The organism is Rothia sp. HMSC065B04 (genome assembly GCF_001812285.1).
GTDB lineage: Bacteria > Actinomycetota > Actinomycetes > Actinomycetales > Micrococcaceae > Rothia > Rothia mucilaginosa.
The window spans coordinates 65,448-83,832 of record NZ_KV808411.1 but is presented as its reverse complement, the minus strand read 5'-3'; the positions used below and the strand labels follow the sequence as shown (position 1 = coordinate 83,832).

Annotated in this window: 16 protein-coding genes; 9 read left to right on the top strand and 7 right to left on the bottom strand. The window is 60.8% G+C overall.

Going from position 1 to position 18,385, the window contains the following annotated elements:
- Positions 1 to 76 precede the first annotated feature (76 nt).
- Together HMPREF2845_RS08935 and HMPREF2845_RS08930 are read right to left on the bottom strand one after the other, a co-directional pair.
- On the bottom strand, positions 77 to 505 hold the full coding sequence (locus HMPREF2845_RS08935; RefSeq protein WP_049361917.1) for an HIT family protein: 429 nt from the start codon (positions 503 to 505) through the stop codon (positions 77 to 79).
- Between the two features lie 53 nt (positions 506 to 558).
- Positions 559 to 1,236, bottom strand: coding sequence for an MBL fold metallo-hydrolase (locus HMPREF2845_RS08930; RefSeq protein ID WP_005505455.1), 678 nt, complete (start codon positions 1,234 to 1,236; stop codon positions 559 to 561).
- Between the two features lie 157 nt (positions 1,237 to 1,393).
- Here HMPREF2845_RS08930 and HMPREF2845_RS08925 point away from each other — a divergent pair, with 157 nt between their 5' ends.
- The gene (locus HMPREF2845_RS08925) at positions 1,394 to 1,858 is read left to right on the top strand and encodes a Fur family transcriptional regulator (protein WP_070634502.1); all 465 of its coding nucleotides are present in this window, start codon (positions 1,394 to 1,396) and stop codon (positions 1,856 to 1,858) included.
- Between the two features lie 264 nt (positions 1,859 to 2,122).
- Here the strand turns inward: HMPREF2845_RS08925 and HMPREF2845_RS08920 are convergent, their stop codons facing one another.
- The 5 genes from HMPREF2845_RS08920 to HMPREF2845_RS08900 form a co-directional block, all read right to left on the bottom strand.
- Positions 2,123 to 3,043 (bottom strand): metal ABC transporter permease, encoded by a 921-nt coding sequence (locus HMPREF2845_RS08920; protein WP_049358560.1) that lies wholly within the window; start codon positions 3,041 to 3,043, stop codon positions 2,123 to 2,125.
- On the bottom strand, positions 3,040 to 3,939 hold the full coding sequence (locus tag HMPREF2845_RS08915) for a metal ABC transporter ATP-binding protein (RefSeq protein WP_049327709.1): 900 nt from the start codon (positions 3,937 to 3,939) through the stop codon (positions 3,040 to 3,042). Before HMPREF2845_RS08915 ends, HMPREF2845_RS08920 begins: the two co-directional genes overlap by 4 nt.
- The gene (locus HMPREF2845_RS08910) at positions 3,940 to 4,947 is read right to left on the bottom strand and encodes a metal ABC transporter solute-binding protein, Zn/Mn family (RefSeq protein WP_070634501.1); all 1,008 of its coding nucleotides are present in this window, start codon (positions 4,945 to 4,947) and stop codon (positions 3,940 to 3,942) included.
- A gap of 353 nt (positions 4,948 to 5,300) precedes the next feature.
- Positions 5,301 to 6,383, bottom strand: a complete 1,083-nt coding sequence (locus HMPREF2845_RS08905; RefSeq protein ID WP_070614973.1) for a hemolysin family protein — start codon at positions 6,381 to 6,383, stop codon at positions 5,301 to 5,303.
- Positions 6,380 to 7,714, bottom strand: a complete 1,335-nt coding sequence (locus HMPREF2845_RS08900) for a hemolysin family protein (protein ID WP_070634500.1) — start codon at positions 7,712 to 7,714, stop codon at positions 6,380 to 6,382. Before HMPREF2845_RS08900 ends, HMPREF2845_RS08905 begins: the two co-directional genes overlap by 4 nt.
- A 587-nt stretch (positions 7,715 to 8,301) precedes the next feature.
- Here HMPREF2845_RS08900 and HMPREF2845_RS08890 point away from each other — a divergent pair.
- The 8 genes from HMPREF2845_RS08890 to HMPREF2845_RS08860 all read left to right on the top strand — a co-directional run bounded on the left by HMPREF2845_RS08890 (position 8,302) and on the right by HMPREF2845_RS08860 (position 18,311).
- On the top strand, positions 8,302 to 11,979 hold the full coding sequence (locus HMPREF2845_RS08890) for a multifunctional oxoglutarate decarboxylase/oxoglutarate dehydrogenase thiamine pyrophosphate-binding subunit/dihydrolipoyllysine-residue succinyltransferase subunit (protein WP_070634499.1): 3,678 nt from the start codon (positions 8,302 to 8,304) through the stop codon (positions 11,977 to 11,979).
- A gap of 220 nt (positions 11,980 to 12,199) precedes the next feature.
- Positions 12,200 to 12,799 carry a GDSL-type esterase/lipase family protein gene (locus HMPREF2845_RS08885; RefSeq protein WP_005505446.1) on the top strand — a complete coding sequence of 200 codons (600 nt, stop codon included), beginning with the start codon at positions 12,200 to 12,202 and terminating at the stop codon, positions 12,797 to 12,799.
- Between the two features lie 230 nt (positions 12,800 to 13,029).
- On the top strand, positions 13,030 to 13,104 hold the full coding sequence (locus tag HMPREF2845_RS09515; RefSeq protein ID WP_095343185.1) for a 50S ribosomal protein bL37: 75 nt from the start codon (positions 13,030 to 13,032) through the stop codon (positions 13,102 to 13,104).
- 157 nt (positions 13,105 to 13,261) lie between these two features.
- Entirely contained in the window at positions 13,262 to 13,990 is a 729-nt protein-coding gene (locus HMPREF2845_RS08880; RefSeq protein WP_049342176.1) for a sigma-70 family RNA polymerase sigma factor, read from the top strand.
- A 91-nt stretch (positions 13,991 to 14,081) separates the two neighbouring features.
- The gene (rsrA, locus tag HMPREF2845_RS08875) at positions 14,082 to 14,414 is read left to right on the top strand and encodes a mycothiol system anti-sigma-R factor (RefSeq protein WP_070634498.1); all 333 of its coding nucleotides are present in this window, start codon (positions 14,082 to 14,084) and stop codon (positions 14,412 to 14,414) included.
- A 246-nt stretch (positions 14,415 to 14,660) separates the two neighbouring features.
- Entirely contained in the window at positions 14,661 to 16,172 is a 1,512-nt protein-coding gene (gene aroA, locus HMPREF2845_RS08870; RefSeq protein WP_049347239.1) for a 3-phosphoshikimate 1-carboxyvinyltransferase, read from the top strand.
- A complete protein-coding gene (rsgA, locus tag HMPREF2845_RS08865) occupies positions 16,173 to 17,300 on the top strand; it encodes a ribosome small subunit-dependent GTPase A (protein WP_049342178.1) in 1,128 nt (375 codons plus the stop codon).
- 69 nt (positions 17,301 to 17,369) lie between these two features.
- Positions 17,370 to 18,311 carry an inositol monophosphatase family protein gene (locus tag HMPREF2845_RS08860; RefSeq protein ID WP_070634497.1) on the top strand — a complete coding sequence of 314 codons (942 nt, stop codon included), beginning with the start codon at positions 17,370 to 17,372 and terminating at the stop codon, positions 18,309 to 18,311.
- Positions 18,312 to 18,385 lie beyond the last annotated feature (74 nt).

The window sequence follows — 18,385 nt, the reverse complement described above, 5'->3', positions numbered from 1 at the left end:
CCCTCTACTGTTGTGTAGAGGGCGGCTCCTTCGTGGTTATACGCGCTGTCGTGTTTATACACGCTGTAAAGGGCGCTTATGCCTCCGGCACGAACTCGCCGTGGCCGCGCTCGCGCAGGGCAGCACGCACCTTCTCAGCAGCCGCATCCAGCTCTTCGGCGGTAGCATCCTTCTTCGCGTTAGCGGGATCGTAGTCAGCCATGCCGTCAGCCGGGAACAGGTGGATGTGGGTGTGCGGAACGTCGAAGCCCGCAATCATCAGAGCCACACGGTCCTTATCAAATGCCTGATCCAGGGCACCAGAAATCTTGTGCGCCACAGCGAACAGGTGCGCTGCCAGCTCAGCCGGCAGGTCGGGCCAACGGTCGACCTCAGCGCGGGGAACGAGCAGCAGGTGACCTTCCGACAGGGGCATGATGTCCAGGAAGGCGACGCAATGCTCGTCCTTCCAGACGAAACGACCCGGGATTTCGCCATCAATAATCTTGGTAAAAATTGTGCTCACAATACTCTCCTTCATGCGCCGTCACCGGCACGTTTGAAGCTCAGTGGTCAGGCTTACGCCTCAACCTCAATGCTCTCACCGGGGTTCAGGTGCTTCAGCTCAGTGCCGTACTTCGCGCCGAAGTTCGTCACCAGACCCTCAATAATGCCGGTGCCGTTCTGGTTAATCATGCCATTGTGAATCGGAACCACACGCTGAGCGCCGGTCGCAATCACAAAATCAATGACTTCCTGAACCTTCGACCAGGGCGCGTGAATCGGCACCAGAACGGTATTCGCACGCACGCGGTGAGGAACCACCAGCGAGTCACCCGGGTGGTACAAGGCACCGTTAATCAGGTAACCGACATTGGCGATGGTCTGAATCAGCGGGTGAATCAGTGCGTGCTGACCGCCGTAGGTCTTCACCTCAAAACCGGGGATGCTGAACTCAGAATCAGAGGAAACAACGGTAACCTCGGCAGCGGGCACAGCCTCCTTAATGACCTGGGCAACAGCCTCGGGAGCCCAAATCTTCAACGGGGTCTGCGACTCGGCACGCTGAGCAATCAGCGGCAGCACCGACGGGCCGTCAAAATGGTCCGGATGCGCGTGGGTCACGAACAGGTAATCGGCGCCTTCCAGCGCGGTGGCGTGTTCGCCTTCTGCAGCAAAGTTGCCGGGGTCAAGAACGAGGGTGCGCCCCTCATTCTCAAGGCGGATACATGAGTGGGTGTACTTCGTCATTTTCATAGTTTTAGTCTACCGTTAACCCTCATTCGTGCCTGTTGATGACTTCAATTTTTGAGATAAAGCGCAAATCAACCACCTTTTGAACGCCTCTAGTGTAAAGTCGTAAGACAAGATCGACCACACAATGGGACGGATTTCCGCCCCGAAAGGTTCAGCAATGGACACTCATATTCCCGTACGGAGAATTACGAAGCCCGCCGAAGCCCGAAATACCCGCCAGCGTCGCATCATCAAGGCGACCATGGAAGAGCTCGGCGATTTCATCTCAGCACAGGATCTGCACCTGACCCTCGCGAACCGCAAGGAACAGGTCTCTCTCGCAACCACCTACCGCGTGCTGCAGTCGCTGGCTAACGCCGGTGAGCTCGACTCGGTCAAGGGCGTTGAGGGTGAGACCCTGTACCGCCACTGCCGGGTGAAAGATCACCACCACCACCTGCTCTGCCGCCGATGCGGCACCGCCATTGAGCTGGAAGCACCCGCCCTCGAGGACTGGGCACTGGCCATGGGTAAGCAGCACGGCTTCTCGGAGCTGGAGCACGTGGTTGAAGTGACCGGCTACTGCCCGGACTGCACTTTGGCACGTCGCGAGGAAGAAGCGCAGGGCGGCACTGCACGCTAACGTTGCAGGCCAAGCCGCAACCTCTAAGCCCCTCATCTGAGGAGCTATCCCCCATCGAGGGAAAACCTTCTCAACGAAGGAAACGGCGCCTTCAAGATCTTTGACGCCGCAACAGCACGACACACAGGGCATCTGGACAGGACAACACAACGCCACACAGGTTGAGCCCGCATTGCGCACCGGGTACATGACCCGTAGCGCTAACACAGCACGACAACGAAAGAGCCCCACCTCATTCCCGAGGTGGGGCTCTTTCTATAGATCTTATGCCTTCTCAGCCAGCTGGCGGCCCGACGCGCTATGGCGGCGCTTCACGCCACCAATCACACGGCACACCACGTAAATCAGGAAGGAAATACTGGTCACGTAGGGACTAATCGGCAGCGAACCGGCAAGAGCCAGCAGAATACCGCCCACAATGGACGCCTCCGCGAACAGCACCGACAGGATTAGGGTGCGTACCGGAGAGGCAGTCACCTGCATCGCCGCAGCCGCCGGAGTAATCAGCAGCGCCAGCACCAGCAGCGAACCGACCACCTGCACAGACAGCGCCACAGCAATACCCAGAATCACCATGAACACCAGGGACAAAAAGCGCATCGGCACGCCCTTAGCGCGCGCGACCTCCGGGTCCAGGGAGGCGAAGCTCAGCGGACGCCACACCATCACCAGCAGGGAAATAATAACCACCGCACCAATAATCATGGTGTGCAGCTGGTCGGCATCCACGGACACGATCTGACCGGTCAGCAGGCCAAACTTATTCGCACTACGGCCCTGGTACAGGGAGAGGAAGAGAATACCCAAGCCCAAGCCGAACGGCATGAGCGCACCAATGACCGAGTTCGAATTGCTCGCCTTAGAGCCCAGAAAGGCAATCAGCAGAGCCGAGGCAATCGAACCGACCATGGAGCCGGTCACCACGTCATAGCCGAGCAACAGGGCAAGGGCGGCACCCGCGAAAGACATTTCAGAGACGCCGTGCACCGCAAAGGCATGGTCGCGCATCATCACAAAAATACCGACGAAACCACCGATAAGGCCCAGAACAGCGCCAGCAAAAATGGAGTTCTGCAGCATCTGCAGCAGCTCGCCGTAGCGGTCAAAAACGAAGATACGGGAGAGCAAATCATTCTGCGCGGCGGCAACCGGAGCCAGAGCGGGGAAGGAAGCAAGAATGGTCATCGAGTGGTTCCTCCCGGAATGTGTAGGGTGCGCTGCGGTTCAGAAAGACCAGACTTCAGGTGGGAGCCGTGAATGTTCTGGTCGGTGCCCTCAATATGGCAGTGGTCGCTGGCGTGAGTCTCACCCACCACCACGTAACGGCCATTAGACTTGAGAACGCTCACCGGGGTTCCGTACAGGGAGGTGAGAGTCTCACTGGTCATGACCTCTTCCACCGACCCGACCGTGAAACGGCCGTTCGCCAGGTAGAGCACGCGATCCACATGCTCAATGATGGGGTTGATTTCGTGGGTCACGAACACCACCGCCACGCCGCGTTCACGGTTGAACCGGTGAATCAGCTCAGCCACCGCGTACTGGTGGTTGAGGTCCAGGGAGAGTAGCGCCTCATCAGCCAGCAGAATCTTCGGGTCGTTCGCAAGCGCCTGGGCGATACGCAGGCGCTGCTGCTCACCGCCGGAGAGCAGACCCACCGGCACGTTCGCGTACTCGGTCGCACCGACGGCTTCGAGGAGCTCGTCAACCTTGGCGCGGTATTTGCGGCCGTGCAGGCGGATGCCCCAGCGGTGCCCGTCCACACCAAGTCCCACGAGGTCGCGGGCGCGCATCGGGGTGGAGGTGGGGATGGACTTCTGCTGCGGTACGTAGCCGACGCCGGCGTTGCCCAGGCGTGCGGGTTTGCCGAGCACGGAGATTTCGCCGGCGTTGAGTCCGGTCAGGCCGAGAACGACTTTGAGGAAGGTGGACTTGCCGGAGCCGTTGGGTCCAAGCACGGCGAAGTATTCGCCTGCGCCGATGTCGAGGGTTAGATCTTTCCAGAGGGTGCGGGCCCCGAAAGCGAGGCTACCCCCGCGAATGGAAATCGCGGGGGCGGCACCGTTATTGTTGTCAGTCACTTAGGAGAGCGCCTTTTCGAGGTTGCTGACGTTGGTCTTCATCCATGCCAGGTAGTTGGTGTTCTCCGGCAGGGTTTCGGTGAAGGATACGTAGTTCACCGAGGCGTCCTTAGCTGCCTGCAGCACCTCGTTGGTCTGAGAGGTGGAGGTCTGCTCGTTGTAGGCGAGCAGCTGGACCTTCTTCTCGGTGACCATGTCCTTGGTTTCCTTCAGGACGAGGGCGGGGACGTCGTTGCCGGCTTCTGCCGCCTCAGCGAATTCGCTGGGGGTTGCGTTCTCTGCGCCGGTGGAGGAAATCAGGTAGTCCGGCACGGGCTCGGTGGACAGGTACTTCTTACCTTCACCGGCGATTGCCTTGGCGGTGGTGTCCAGTGCGTCCAGTTCCTTGGAGAAGGTGGATGCGTTGGTGCGGAACGCCTCAGCGTGTGCGGAGTCGAGGCCTGCGAGCTCTTCAGCAATCTTCTGAGCGACCTTCTTCATGGTTTCGAAGTCGTACCAGAGGTGCTCGTTGAACTCGTGTGCGTGGGCGTGGTCGCCGCCGTCTTCGTGGTGTTCGCCGCCGCGGTGGTCCTCGACCAGGTGGGTGTATTCGGCGTCGGTGAGCTTGCCGCTGACCTTGACCGCGTTCACGATCTTCTGGGAGGCGTTGTCCTTGCCGGCGAGGTCTTCGAGGAACAGATCGTAGCCTGCGCCGTTGATGACGATCAGGGATGCGTCCTTTGCCTTGAGGCGGTCGGCGCTGGTGGCTTCGTAGGAGTGGGGATCGGTGCTGGTGGAGGAGATGAGCGCGGTGACCTCAATGTAGTCGCCGCCGACCTGCTTGGCGATGTCTGCGTAGACGTCGGTGGAGGCGACGACCTTCACCTTGCCGTTGTTGGAGCCAGCCGAGGAGGACGAACCGGAGGAGGTCTTGTTCTCGGTTGCGCAGCCTGCCAGCAGCAGGGAGGACGCGGCGAGTGAGCCCATTGCGGTGAGGAAGTGCTTGCGGGTGATCTTCGGGTGCGACATGAGGGCTCTCTTTCGGTTCGTTCTAGTCTGTAGGTTCCTTAACTACATCATGCGCACACCCGTATAAACAACTCTTTATTGGTGTCATTTGGGTGCTGTTAGGCAACCCTTTTCCCTGTCAGTAGCTTATGCAACAAGGATAGTTAGCTCAGCCTACTGCGCTCCCCCACCGCTACTTTATACTGCCGCTTCATCCCGCCGTCTGAGAGTGCCCCTGGGGTGCATCCATAAGCCGTTTTTGACCGCAAAACAGCCCGCCCTTAGCCCTCCTTGACGAGGGCACCGGGCGGGCTGTATGCCTCAAGATTTCCTTGATTTACTCGGAATATCTCACGATGCGGCTACTGGGCTTATTACTGGGCTTCGCGCGCCTGCTGTCGGCGTACACGCTCACGCACCGCGTCCTGGGTGGTGTCGTTGATTTCGCCGACGAGCTCCTCCAGCACGTCTTCGAGGAAGACCACGCCGAGGGTTACGCCCTGTTCATCCATAACCTGTGCGATATGGGTTCGGCTGCGCTGCATGGAGGCGAGCGCATCGTCAATATCGGTGGTCGGTGTGAGCGTGTCCAGGGAACGTAGCTTGTACCAGGGGAAGGGCTCGTCGAACCGCTCGGGGGCGATGGCGAGGGCGTCCTTCACGTGCAGGTAACCCATGTAGGTTCCGTCGCTGTCGGTAATGACGAAGCGGGAGTATCCGCTACGTGCCACGGCACGTTCCAGTTCGGCGGGGGTGCTGCCGAAGGGCAGGGTGACGAGCTTATCGCCGGGCACCATGATTTCGTAGACGTCCTTCTCGGTGAATTCGAGGGCGCTTTCAATCACGCCGGCGTCGTCTTCCACGGTGCCTTCCGCGGTTGAGGTTGCCACGATGGTCTGTAGCTCCCCCAGGGTGAAGGTGGATGCGACTTCGTCCTTTCCTTCGACCTTCATGAGCGCCAGCAGCTTATTGGACAGGTTGTTCAGCAGGGCGACCACGGGGGCGAAAATCTTGGAGAAGGTCACCAGGGTCGGCACAATCCAGAGAGCCACACCGCGGGCAGCGAGGGTCACGGCGGCGTTCTTGGGAACCATCTCGCCGAAGATCACGTGCAGGTAGGTGACCAGAATCAGGGTGATACCGAAGGCGATTACGTCCACAATGGCGTGGGGCAGGCCGACCAGGTGCAGGGGCACCTCCAGCATGTGGTGCAGTGCCGGCTCTGAGACGTTCAGAATCAGCAGCGAGCAGATGGTGATACCCAGCTGGCAGGTGGCGAGCATGAGCGAGACGTTCTCTAGCGCGTAGATAACGGTCTGCGCTCGCTTATTGCCTTCTTCGGCGAGCGGTTCGATTTGTGCTCGTCGAGTGGACATGATGGCAAATTCACCGGCGACGAAGAAGGCGTTTCCGGCGAGCAGAATGACGAGCAGTGCGATGGCTACCCAGTCGTTCATGCGTTGCCTCCCTTCTCGGTCTGTTCCTGTGCGCTAGGTGCGGGGGTGAATCGGATGCGGTCCACGCGGCGGCCTTCGAGGGTGTCGACGCGCAGGGTACCGCCGGGTACGGGTACGCTGTCGCCTACTTCGGGGATGCGGCCGAGCCGTTCCATCATGAAGCCGCCGACGGTTTCGTATTCGGGGCTTTCCTCAACCTCGAGCCCGGGGATGAGGGTGTTGATTTCGTCGGGGCGGCGCAGGCCGGAGAACACCCAGTCGCCGTTGCCGTAGCGTAGGGGGCGTTCGGTGCGGCCGCGGTCGTGTTCGTCGGAGACTTCGCCGACGATTTCTTCGACGAGGTCTTCGAGGGTTGCGATGCCGGCGGTTCCGCCGTATTCGTCGAGGACCACGGCGAGCTGCAGGGCGCCCTGGCGTAGCTGGGTGAGCAGCGCGTCCAGGTGCAGGGTTTCGGGGACCTGCAGCACGTCTTCTGCGAGGGCGCCGGCTTCGAGAGTTTCGCGAACCTCCGGGGGCACGCCGACTGCCTTCTTCACGTGCACGACGCCCACGATGTTGTCGTGGTCGCCCTTGTAGAGGGGGAATCGGGAGTGGCCGGTGGAGCGTGCCAGCTTGATAACTTCGGCAACGGGGGCGGTGTCTTCGAGCATGGCGACCTGGCCGCGCGGGGTCATGACTTCGGAGGCGGTCAGCTCGGAGAAGCGCAGGGTGCGGTCCACGAAGCGTGCCGCGTCGGAGTCGAGGGTGCCTTCTTCTGCGGAGCGGCGCACCATGGAGGAGAGCTCTTCGGGGGTGCGTGCGGCGGAGAGTTCTTCCTTGGCTTCCATGCCGAAGCGTCTGAGGATCCAGTTGGCGGAGCCGTTCATGAGGCGCACGAGCGGGGACATGACGCGGGTGAAGGCGAGCTGCGCGGGGGCGACTCGACGCGCCACATCGTAGGGTTCGGCGATGGCGAGGCCCTTGGGCAGCAGTTCGCCGACGACCATGGAGAGCAAGGTTGCGATGAGCATCGCCAGCACCAGGGTGAGTACGTCGGTCACGCTGGTGGGCAGACCCAGGCTGCTGATGGCGCCGGTGGTGAGCGCCTTGATGGCAGCGTCGAGGGTGTAACCGGTCAGCAGCGTGGTGATGGTGATGCCAATCTGGCAGCTGGAGAGCTGAGTAGAGAGCGTCTTGAGGCAGCGCAGGACGGCGTCGGCTGCTTTATCGCCGGAGTCCTTTGCCTGCTGCACGGTTGCGGTTTCGAGTGCCACGAGGGAGAACTCTACGGCGACGAAGAAGCCCGTTCCCAGGATGAGGAGCAGGCCGATGAGTAGGAGAATCAGATCCACTCAGCCACCGCCTCCATCGACTGGTGTGCTGCGCCTTGGGCTTGGCGGGGTAGCCCCGCAGCCAGGCTGTCCAGATGCTGAGCATCGGAGGTGGTGTTTTTGGGTGTTACAGTGCCGTGTTGCGCAGAGTACGCGGGCAGTATTCTGCGCTGGCTAGTAGTCAGAGTCTTACTCAAAGGGTCATCCATACCCCATATTTTAGCGAAGGTTTCGTCTCTTCCCGGTGCTGTAGAGTGCCTGCTCACAAGCGCAAGACAGCACTTGTTGCGCACGCGGCTCATTGCTAATCCGTAAGAGTGAAAAATTGCATTGCGGATATGGCGCGATGAGCTGGAAAGTTCACCGTGATTCTCTTTACACTTATACATAGGAGCATGAGTGTGCCGCCAAGCAAGCGGATGAACCCCGACGTTCACGGCACGCTAGGCAGGTTTGTACGGTGCACACCCCGCACATACGGCCACCATCTTAGGCGATGCGCACATGCTCAGCGTGATGATTCGCCCCTCGAAGACGCGGGTCGTCTATGCCGGGGAGAGTCCCGGACGCGACGGATAAATTCACACTAATTGGAAGAGGCGTTTAACGTGCCAAATCTGCCAGAACATCTGGTGCCTGAGGAATTTGCCGGTAACGAATGGTTCGTTGAAGAACAGTACGAGCGTTACCAGAAGGACAAGAACCTCGTGGACCCTTCATGGTGGCCCATTTTTGAGACCATCGACAAGGCGCTGGGAGGCGCCGGTACCGCTAGTGCAGCTCCTGCTGCGGCACCCGCCGCACCGGCTGCACCTGCCGCACCTGTAGCAACTCCCGCCCCCGCGGCACCGAAGCCTGCGGCTGCACCTGCTAACCCCACCCCTCCCGCTGCTACCAAGAAGGCTGAACCTGTGGAACCTGCTGAAGACAAGATTGTCCCCCTCCGCGGCCCTGCTAAGGCAGTCGTCACGACCATGGAAGAGTCGCTGACTGTCCCCACCGCAACCACCGTTCGTGCGGTCCCCGCAAAGCTGCTCATTGAGAACCGTGCTGCCATCAACAAGTACCTGGCAAGCACCCGCGGCGGCAAGGTCTCCTTCACCCACCTGATTGGTTACGCAGTAATTCGCGCAGTGGCAGCGATGCCTTCGATGAACGTGACCTACGGTGTGGATGAGAAGGGCAAGCCCGTTGCAATCCACAACGCACACGTGAACTTTGGTCTGGCTATTGACCTGCCCCGCCCCGATGGTTCCCGTAACCTGGTCGTTCCGAACCTCAAGGGTGCTGAGAAGCTGAGCTTCCGCGAGTTCTGGGATGCGTACAACGACATCGTTAAGCGTGGCCGTAACGGCGCGCTGACCATTGAGGACTTCCGCGGCACCACTGTTTCGCTGACCAACCCCGGTGGTATTGGTACCGTCCACTCGGTGCCCCGTCTCTCCAAGGGCCAGGCAGCCATCATCGGTGTGGGTGCGCTGGAGTACCCGGCTGAGTTCCGCGGCCTGTCCGAGAAGCTCATCACCCAGCAGGGCCTGTCCAAGATCATCACCCTGACCAGCACCTACGACCACCGCGTCATTCAGGGTGCAGGTTCCGGTGAGTTCCTGAAGCTGGTTGAGCACTACCTGCTTGGCGGCGACGACTTCTACGACGCAATCTTCCGCGACCTGAAGGTTCCTTTCGAGCCGGTTCGTTGGGCACGCGACAACCACGTCGATGACGCTCAGGAAATCTCTAAGGTTGCACGTATTCAGCAGCTGATTCACGCGTACCGCGTGCACGGCCACCTGACCGCAGCAACCAACCCCGTTGGTTACAAGATGCGTTCGCACCCGGACCTGAAGCTGGAGAACTACGGCCTGACCCTGTGGGATCTGGACCGCGTCTACCCGACCGGTGGCTTCGGCGGTTCCGAGCGTCTGCCGCTGCGCACCATCCTGGAGCGCCTGCACGAGGCATACTCCGGCTCCCTGTCCGTTGAGTACATGTACTCTGAGGACCCCGAGGTTCGCGCATGGTTCCAGGAGCGCCTGGAGCGCGGCGTTGCTAAGCCCACCCGCGAAGAGCAGCTGCGTGTTCTCTCCAAGCTGGTTGAGGCTGAGGCATTCGAGAACTTCCTGCAGACCAAGTACCTGGGTCAGAAGCGCTTCTCCCTGGAGGGCGGCGAGTCCCTGATTCCGCTGCTGGACGCTGTGCTGGACAAGGCCGCTAACAACGACCTGAAGGGCGTTGCCATTGGTATGGCACACCGCGGTCGCCTGAACGTGCTGACCAACATTGCTGGTAAGTCCTACGCTCAGATTTTCCGTGAGTTCTCCGGCACCGCAGCACCCTACGAGGGTGGCTCCGGTGACGTGAAGTACCACCTCGGTACCGAGGGCGTCTTCACCTCCGATTCCGGTAAGCAGACCCAGGTGTACGTGGCTGCTAACCCCTCGCACCTTGAGGCTGCAAACACCGTGCTCGAGGGTATCGTCCGCGCTAAGCAGGACGTCTACAACGAGCAGGGCGTTGAGGGTCACCCGGTCCTGCCGATCCTGATTCACGGTGACGCAGCGTTCGCTGGCCAGGGCATCGTCATGGAGACCCTGCAGATGGCTGACCTGAAGGCGTACACCACCGGCGGCACCGTGCACGTTGTGGTGAACAACCAGATTGGCTTCACCACCCTGCCGAACGACGGCCGCACTGCAACCCACGCCTCCGACATTGCGCGTATGACCAAGGCTCCGGTCTTCCACGTCAACGCTGATGACCCGGACGCAGTGGTTCGCGCCGCACGCCTGGCATTCGAGTACCGTGAGCGTTTCGGTCGCGACGTCGTCATTGACCTGATTTGCTACCGCCGCCGCGGTCACAACGAGGCCGATGATCCGTCGATGACCCAGCCGAAGATGTACCAGGATATTGACGTCCTGCCCTCGACCCGCACCCTGTACGCACAGGACCTGGTCGGTCGTGGCGATGTCTCTCAGGAAGAGGCAGACGAAGTTCTGGACTCCTACCACTCGAAGCTGGACGCTATCTTCGTCGAGACTCAGTCTTCGGCACCGGCTCCTGCTGGCGCGCACGTTTCCGGTCTGGAACTGCCCGCATCCCAGCAGAACACCGAGGTCGTTCACGGCGGAAAGACTGCAATCTCCCGTGAGACTCTGCAGCACATCGCTGATGCGTTCGGTAAGGAGCCCGAGGGCTTCACCGTCCACAAGAAGCTGAAGAAGCTCATGGAGCAGCGTGTTGAGATGGGCCGCACCGGCAACGTGAACTGGGGTATGGGTGAACTGCTCGCCTTCGGTTCGCTGCTGATGGAGGGCACCGACGTTCGTATGAGCGGTCAGGATGTTCAGCGCGGTACCTTTGTTCAGCGTCACGCTGTGCTGCACGATCACATCACTGATGAAGAGTGGTCGCCGCTGGAGCACCTCTCTGAGGACCAGGGTAAGTTCCGCATCTACAACTCCTTCCTCTCTGAGTACGGCGTTCTCGGCTTCGAGTACGGCTACTCGGTGGAGCGCCCCGATTCGCTCGTGGTGTGGGAGGCTCAGTTCGGTGACTTCGCGAACGGCGCTCAGACCATCATTGACGAGTTCGTGTCTTCCTCCGAGCAGAAGTGGGGCCAGCGCTCCTCGCTGGTTATGCTGCTGCCGCACGGCTACGAGGGTCAGGGCCCTGACCACTCCTCGGCTCGTGTTGAGCGTTACCTGCAGCTGTGCGCTGAGAACAACATGACTGTTGCATGCCCCTCGACTCCGGCTTCGCACTTCCACCTGCTGCGTCGCCACTCTCAGCACCGTCCGTACAAGCCGCTCGTGGTGATCAGCCCCAAGCAGTTGCTGCGTCTGAAGGCTGCTGCGTCCTCCATCGAGGACTTCACCGAGGGTTCGTTCCAGCCGGTGATTGGTGACCGTTCGGGTATTAACCCGGCTCAGGTTGAGCGTGTGGTCTTCGTATCCGGTCGTCTCTACTACGATCTGGAAGCTGAGCGCGAGCGCCGCGGCGACACCAAGACCGCTATTGTCTCGGTGGAGCAGCTGTACCCGCTGCCCGAGCAGGAGATCAAGGAGCAGCTGGCTCTGTACTCGAACGCTACCGACGTTGTGTGGGCTCAGGACGAGCCTGCTAACCAGGGTCAGTGGCCGTTCATGGCTCTCAACCTGCAGCCGCTACTCGACCGCCGTATGCGCCTGGCTTCCCGCCCCGCAGCTGCTTCCCCGGCTGCCGGTACCGGTAAGCTGCACGCAGCTGAGGCTGAGGCTCTGCTCAAGCAGGTCTTCGAAGGCTAAGGTCTTCTGCTGCTAAACCGCTAAGGTTTTAGCTCTTCAAAACCCGTCTTCCCGTCAGATGTTTCTGGTGGGCAGACGGGTTTTTTAGTCTCGGATACTTACCGGATAGGGTATTAAGTTCGAAAAGAGGCCGGTAAGCGCTTATCCTAGATATAAAGACTATTACTCACGTGCCTTGCCGCCTCTCACGGCGGGCGCATACTGCAGAAGAAAGAATTCCGTGGAGCAACGCAATATTCGAATTGTGGCAGTCGGCGATGACCTGCTCGCCGGTGTTGGCGATCCCCGTACCCTCGGCTGGTTTGGCCGTGTTATGGCGCGCACCCCGCAGACCACCGCATCCATTGCGGCATATAACCTTGCCGCCCCCAATGAAGGTAGCGAGCAGCTGAATGCACGCTGGTTCGAGGAGGCGCGCCGCCGCTTCGTTCCCGGTGCTGATAACCGCCTCATTATTGCTCCGTCGACCTTTGACATTGATTTGGGTCTGACCAGCGCTCGTTCGCGTTTGAACCTGGCGAACATTGTGGACATGGCGTCGCAGAACAACATTAAGGTTCTGGTTGTTGGTCCGCCGCCGACCCTGGACGCTGAGCGTAACCGCCGTATCGCTGACCTGTCGGCGGCGTACGCGGATGTGGTGACCCGCCGTAACCACGTGTACGTGGATACGTTCAACCCGCTGCTTCACCATGAGCAGTGGCGCAACGACCTTGCCGCTAATGACGGCCGCCCGGGTCAGTCCGGTTACGGTCTGATGGCGTGGCTGGTTCTGCACCGCGGCTGGTACAACTGGCTGAACATTCCAGAGCACGGCTAAGAGCCCGCTCCCCCGGTTGGGACTGTGAGTTGATGCGAAGAAAGTTCGTGTTTTTTAGCTCATATCCCGGTTCCAAGATGCAATCATGCCGTTTCTATGAAAAAATAGACGGCGTTGCCCTTATAGCGTGGGCCACCGGTTTTCGGTGACCGCCTCTGCTAGGGCAGGTAATAGGGAGCGCGCACCGCGAAGGTGGGGCGTGCATCCATGAACACTATAAGGAGGCTCTGATGAGCAAGCGCGGTCGTAAGCGCAAGGACCGTCGTAAGGGCGGCGCAAACCACGGTAAGCGCCCCAACGCATAAGGTATCTTGCATACACTTTAAAACCCCGGCGTTTCGGATATTATTCGGACCCGGGGTTTTGCTTTACCCGCAGATGTTTGTGCGCATTCTGCGGAATAAAGAGAAGAATTCTACGTTATGGAAGTGAACGCCTGGCGCGTTCCTGTAGAGGAGAAACATGGCTGAAACCAACACCGCAGCGGATACCCGCGAGCTGCGCGAACGCTTTACCGCGGACGCTATGCAGTATGTGGATCAGCTCTACGCTGCCGCCCTGCGGATGAGCCGCAACTCTGCCGATGCTGAAGACTTGGTGCAGGAAACCTACATGAAGGCTTTTGCTTCGTACCACCAGTTCACCGAGGGTACGAACCTGAAGGCGTGGCTGTACCGCATCCTGACGAATACGTACATCAATTTGTACCGTAAGCGTCAGCGTGAGCCGCAGCAGTCTCAGGGTGAGACGGTGGAGGATTGGCAGCTGGCTCAGGCCGGTGAGCATGATGCGGTGGGTCTGCGTTCTGCCGAGGCGGAGGCGCTGAGTGCCCTGCCGAATACGGAGGTTCGTGAGGCTCTGAACGAGCTGTCTGAGGATTTCCGCATGGTGGTGTACTACTCCGATGTGGAGGGGTTCGCGTACAAGGATATTGCGGAGATTCTGGATATCCCTCTGGGCACGGTGATGTCTCGTCTGCATCGTGGCCGCCGTATTCTGCGTGAGAAGCTGCTCGATTATGCACGTGAGAACGGTCTGCGCCCGTCGACCATCGCAAAGGCTGAGGCGAAAGCCGCAGCGAAGGCGAGCACTAAGGGGCAGCCGGCAAAGGCTACCAAGGGCACTAAGGCGGCCAAGGGCGTAAAGTCCCCGCCGGCGGGCTCTGGCTCCGAGGCGCCTGCAGATTCTTAGTTTCGCTCTTCTACACGTGAGCTAGCCCCCCCCATGAGGTTGGGGCTAGACTCCCCTAACGCTTTATACCTTCCGTGTGAAAGGAACCCCGATGTCAACCACAGACAAGAATTCTTCTGTCCCCGAAGCCCCCGAAGCCGCCGATGCCTCTGCGGCTTCTGAGCCGCTGGAGGATTGCGGCGGCCAGCCCTGCTCGTCGTCTCTCAAGCGCCTCTATGAATTCCTCGATAGGGAGCTGAGCCCCGAGCAGCTGCGCACAGTTCAGGCGCATCTGGATGCCTGCCCCGACTGCGCGGATGTGAAGGACTTTGAGCTGATGATTCGTGAGAAGATGCGTTCTTCGTGCGCTCAGCAGGCGCCCGAGCAGCTGAAGGCGCGTCTACTGCAGGATGTGCAGAAGTTCTGCGCCGAGGCTAACCTCTAAGCTGCCTCAAGCTGTTGCCCCGCTGGGGGTATAGACATCTGATGATGAGTGAAGGCGGTGCACCAATAACGGTGCACCGCCTTTACGCGTGTTGGTTGGTTCGCACTACCTGGTGTGCATTGCCTATCTCACCTCTGGAGTCCTCGGCGGCTCGCAAACCCTCAACCGGTAGAATAGGGGTAGACGTCAACCGGCGCAGCGCACCACAGCCTGCGCCTCCCCGTGATTCGACCCAGAAGAGGACATATGAGCGACGCAGCAGTGCAGCTTTCCCCCGGTGATTGGCCCGCTCCCCTGGCACCCGCCTCCAGCGAAGCCGCTGGCAAGAACGCGCTGGTGCATATTCCGGGTTCTAAGTCGCTCACGAACCGTTATCTGTTGCTTGCTGCTCTGGCTGATTCCCCCTCGTATTTGCGTGCGCCGCTGCATTCGCGCGATTCGGCGCTGATGATTGAGGCGCTGCGTCAGCTGGGTGCGGGTATTGAGCTGGTGCCGACCGATTCGCCGTTCGGTCCGGATGTTAAGGTCACTCCCCTGAGCTTTGTGGAAGCGCATTCCGCACAGGCGCAGTCCGATTCCGCTCAGTCGCGCACCGTGTCGATTGAGTGCGGTCTTGCCGGTACCGTGATGCGTTTTGTGCCCGCCCTGGCGGCGCTGCTGCCGGGTGAGTTCGCTTTTGACGGTGACCCGCACGCCCGTCAACGTCCGATGGGTCCGGTTCTGGAGGGTCTGCGTCAGCTGGGTGTGCAGGTGGATTGTGAGCAGGGCGAGAACGCTCTGCCCTTCGTGCTGCGCTCCCCCGGCCTGGCGAGCGCAGAGGGTGTTTCTGAGGCGCCCGTGGTTCGTATTGATGCTTCGACGTCGTCCCAGTTCGTTTCGGCTCTGTTGCTGATGGCGCCTCGCCTACCGCAGGGTATGGTGCTGGTGCACGAGGGTTCTTCGGTACCGTCCATCCCGCACATTCAGATGACCGTGGAGGCACTGCGCCAGATGGGTATTCGGGTGCAGGAGCACTACCCGAGCCAAGACAACGAAGCAGAGGGCGGCGAGTACCGTTGGACGGTTCACCCCGGTTCTTTCCCCGGCTTTGAGATGACCATTGAGCCGGACCTTTCGAATGCCGGTCCGTTCCTTGCCGCCGCCGTGGTTACCGGCGAGTCGGTGACTATTCCTCACTGGCCGGCACCCGCGGCTGATTCTTCGGCGGGTACGACCCAGGTGGGCGATATGTGGCGTGAGCTTCTGCCCGCGCTGGGTGCGCAGGTTCGCTACGCTGAGGGCCGTCTGACCGTGACCGGTCCCGCGCAGCTTCCCGAGGGTGACTTCTCCTTTGATCTGTCTGCCGGTGGCGAGTTGGCGCCGACTATGGCGGCTGCTTGTGCTTTCGTGAAGGGCCGCGTTGAGCTGACCGGCATTGCGCATCTGCGCGGTCATGAGACGGACCGCCTCGCAGCGCTCGCCGCTGAGATTAACCGCCTGGGAGGTGCCGCCCACGACACCGCCGATTCGCTGGTGATTGAGGCGCCCATCCCCGCTGCCGCGGAGGTTGCGCAGGTTCTGGCGCGCACCTACGACGATCACCGTATGGCGACCTTCGCGGCGATTATTGGTCTGCGCCGCCCCAATGTGGTGGTGCAGAACGTAGCCACCGTAGCTAAGACCATGCCCGAATTTACCGCAATGTGGGAGGACATGCTGGCGCAATGGCAGACCGGCGCCTCCACCGCTGATGCTACCGCTGACCAGGAGGTCTTCTAAATGGGTTCTTCCCGCATGAACGTGCGCGATTTCTCCGAATGGGATGAGTCGGATGTGCGCGTGCGCCCCAACAAGAAGGGCTCCCGCCCCCGCACGAAGGACCGCCCGACCTTCAAAGAAGCGATTCGTGGCAGGGTCATTACGGTGGACCGCGGCCGCTGGTCGGTCGTCGTGGATGAGGGTACCGAGAAGGAGCGTACCCTCATTGCAGCGCGCGCTAAGGAGCTACGCCGCACCGCGATTGTAACCGGCGACTTTGTGGACCTGGTGGGTGACACCTCCGGCGCGAAGGATACCCTGGCGCGCATTGTGCGTCTGGGCGAGCGCACCTCGATTCTGCGCCGTAGCGCCGATGACACCGACCCGTCGGAGCGCGTGGTCGTGGCGAATGCTCAGCAGCTGGTGATTGTGGTTGCTGCGGCAAACCCGGAGCCGCGCACCGGTTTCATTGACCGTGCCGTGGTGGCGGCATTTGACGCCGGGATTGAGCCGATCCTGTGCATTACGAAGACCGATGTGCGGTACCCGCAGAACCTGCTGGATTACTATGCGGCGAGCGGTTTGAAGATTGTGCTGTCCTCGTCTTCGGATGGTTTGGCGCCGAGCCAGGAGGGCGCTGCCGGTTTGGAGTCGGCACCGGTTCAGGAGCTTCTGCAGGAGCTGCTGGGTCAGGTGTCGGTGCTTCTGGGTCATTCGGGTGTGGGTAAGTCGACCCTGGTGAATGCGCTGACCGGCTCCGAGCGTGCGACCGGTCATGTGAACGCGGTGACGGGCCGTGGCCGTCACACTTCCTCGTCGGCGTTGGCGTTGCGTCCGGTGAATGCGAATGGCGACCCGATGGAGCCGGGCACCTGGATTATTGATACTCCGGGTATTCGTTCTTTCGGTCTGGCGCATGTGCCGCCGGAGACCGTTGTGGAGGCGTTCGTGGACCTGGCGCCGGGTGCGGCGGATTGTCCGAAGGCGTGTACGCACGCGGCGCAGGCTCCCGAGTGCGGTCTGGAGGCGTACGTTGCTGCCGGTCGTGCCGGTGAGAGCGGTCCCGCCCGCCTGGAGTCCTTGCGTAAGCTGCTGCTGTTGACTCCTGAAGAGGGCGATTCGGAGAAGGAACTGGGCGCGCTTGTCTAGGGTTCTCTGTCCTCTCCCGCACACACATTTTTGCTGACTACATCACCGATACTGAAGAAGAGCATTACTATGAGCCGTCCCCAGCAGTACACCGACGATTTGCGTCTTGCGCATATTCTTGCCGATAGCGTCGATCGTGTGAGCGCCATGCGTTTTCGTGACCGCCCGGTCTTCTCCCCCGCATCCGAGGCACTAGAGCCCACTGAGGCGGCACCCGCCGCGGCACCGTTGGCGCCGTGGCAGCAGGCTACTCAACAGCCCGTAGAACCGCAGGCGCAGGTGCAGGAGCCTGCCGATTACGCCTCGAGTGTGGCTCAGGAAGTTGAGGAGCTTCTGCGCGCGCAGCTGTCGCGTGTGCGTACTCGTGACGGTATTGCCGGTGCCCATGCCGGCTATAACGGTCAGGCGGCGCGCCAGTGGGTGATTGCACCGATTGCTGAGCAGGATAATTTTCGCCGCGGCGTGCCGGTGTGGGCGACTCTGATTGCTTTGCTGGATCAGGGTGAGCCGGTAGTAGGTGTGGTGTCTGCACCCGCGCTGGGTCGCCGCTGGTGGGCTGCTCGCGGCTCGGGCGCGTACACGGGTAAGTCTTTGGCGCAGGCGACTCGTCTTGAGGTGTCTTCGCTGACTCAGCTGGATCAGCTGTCTGCCGCGTACACCGATCTCTCCTCCTGGAAGGCGGCCTCTGAAGGCGCTGTGGACCGCTCTGGCGAGCTTGTACAGCTTCTGGGGTCCGTTGGTCGTTCCCGCGCGTACGGCTCGTTCTGGGCGGCGTGTATGCTCGCTGAGGGTGCCGTGGATACTGTGGTTGATCCGTCCCTGTCTTTCTATGAGGTGGCGGCTCTTCTGCCGTTGATCCGTGAGGCTGGCGGCGTCGCCTCCACCCTGGAGGGTGATCTGCCCGAGCACGTTGGTGTTTCGGTCTCCGGCGTGCATCCGGTGTCCCTGGTGGCAAGTAATACGGCGGCAGTTCAGCAGCAGGTGCTGGAGGCGCTCGCACCCCGGTTCTAGTCTGCCCTTCCCTCTGAACAGGAAGCAGTAAAAATATAGCGAGGCGGCGGCTTTCCGTTAAGTGGAAAGCCGCC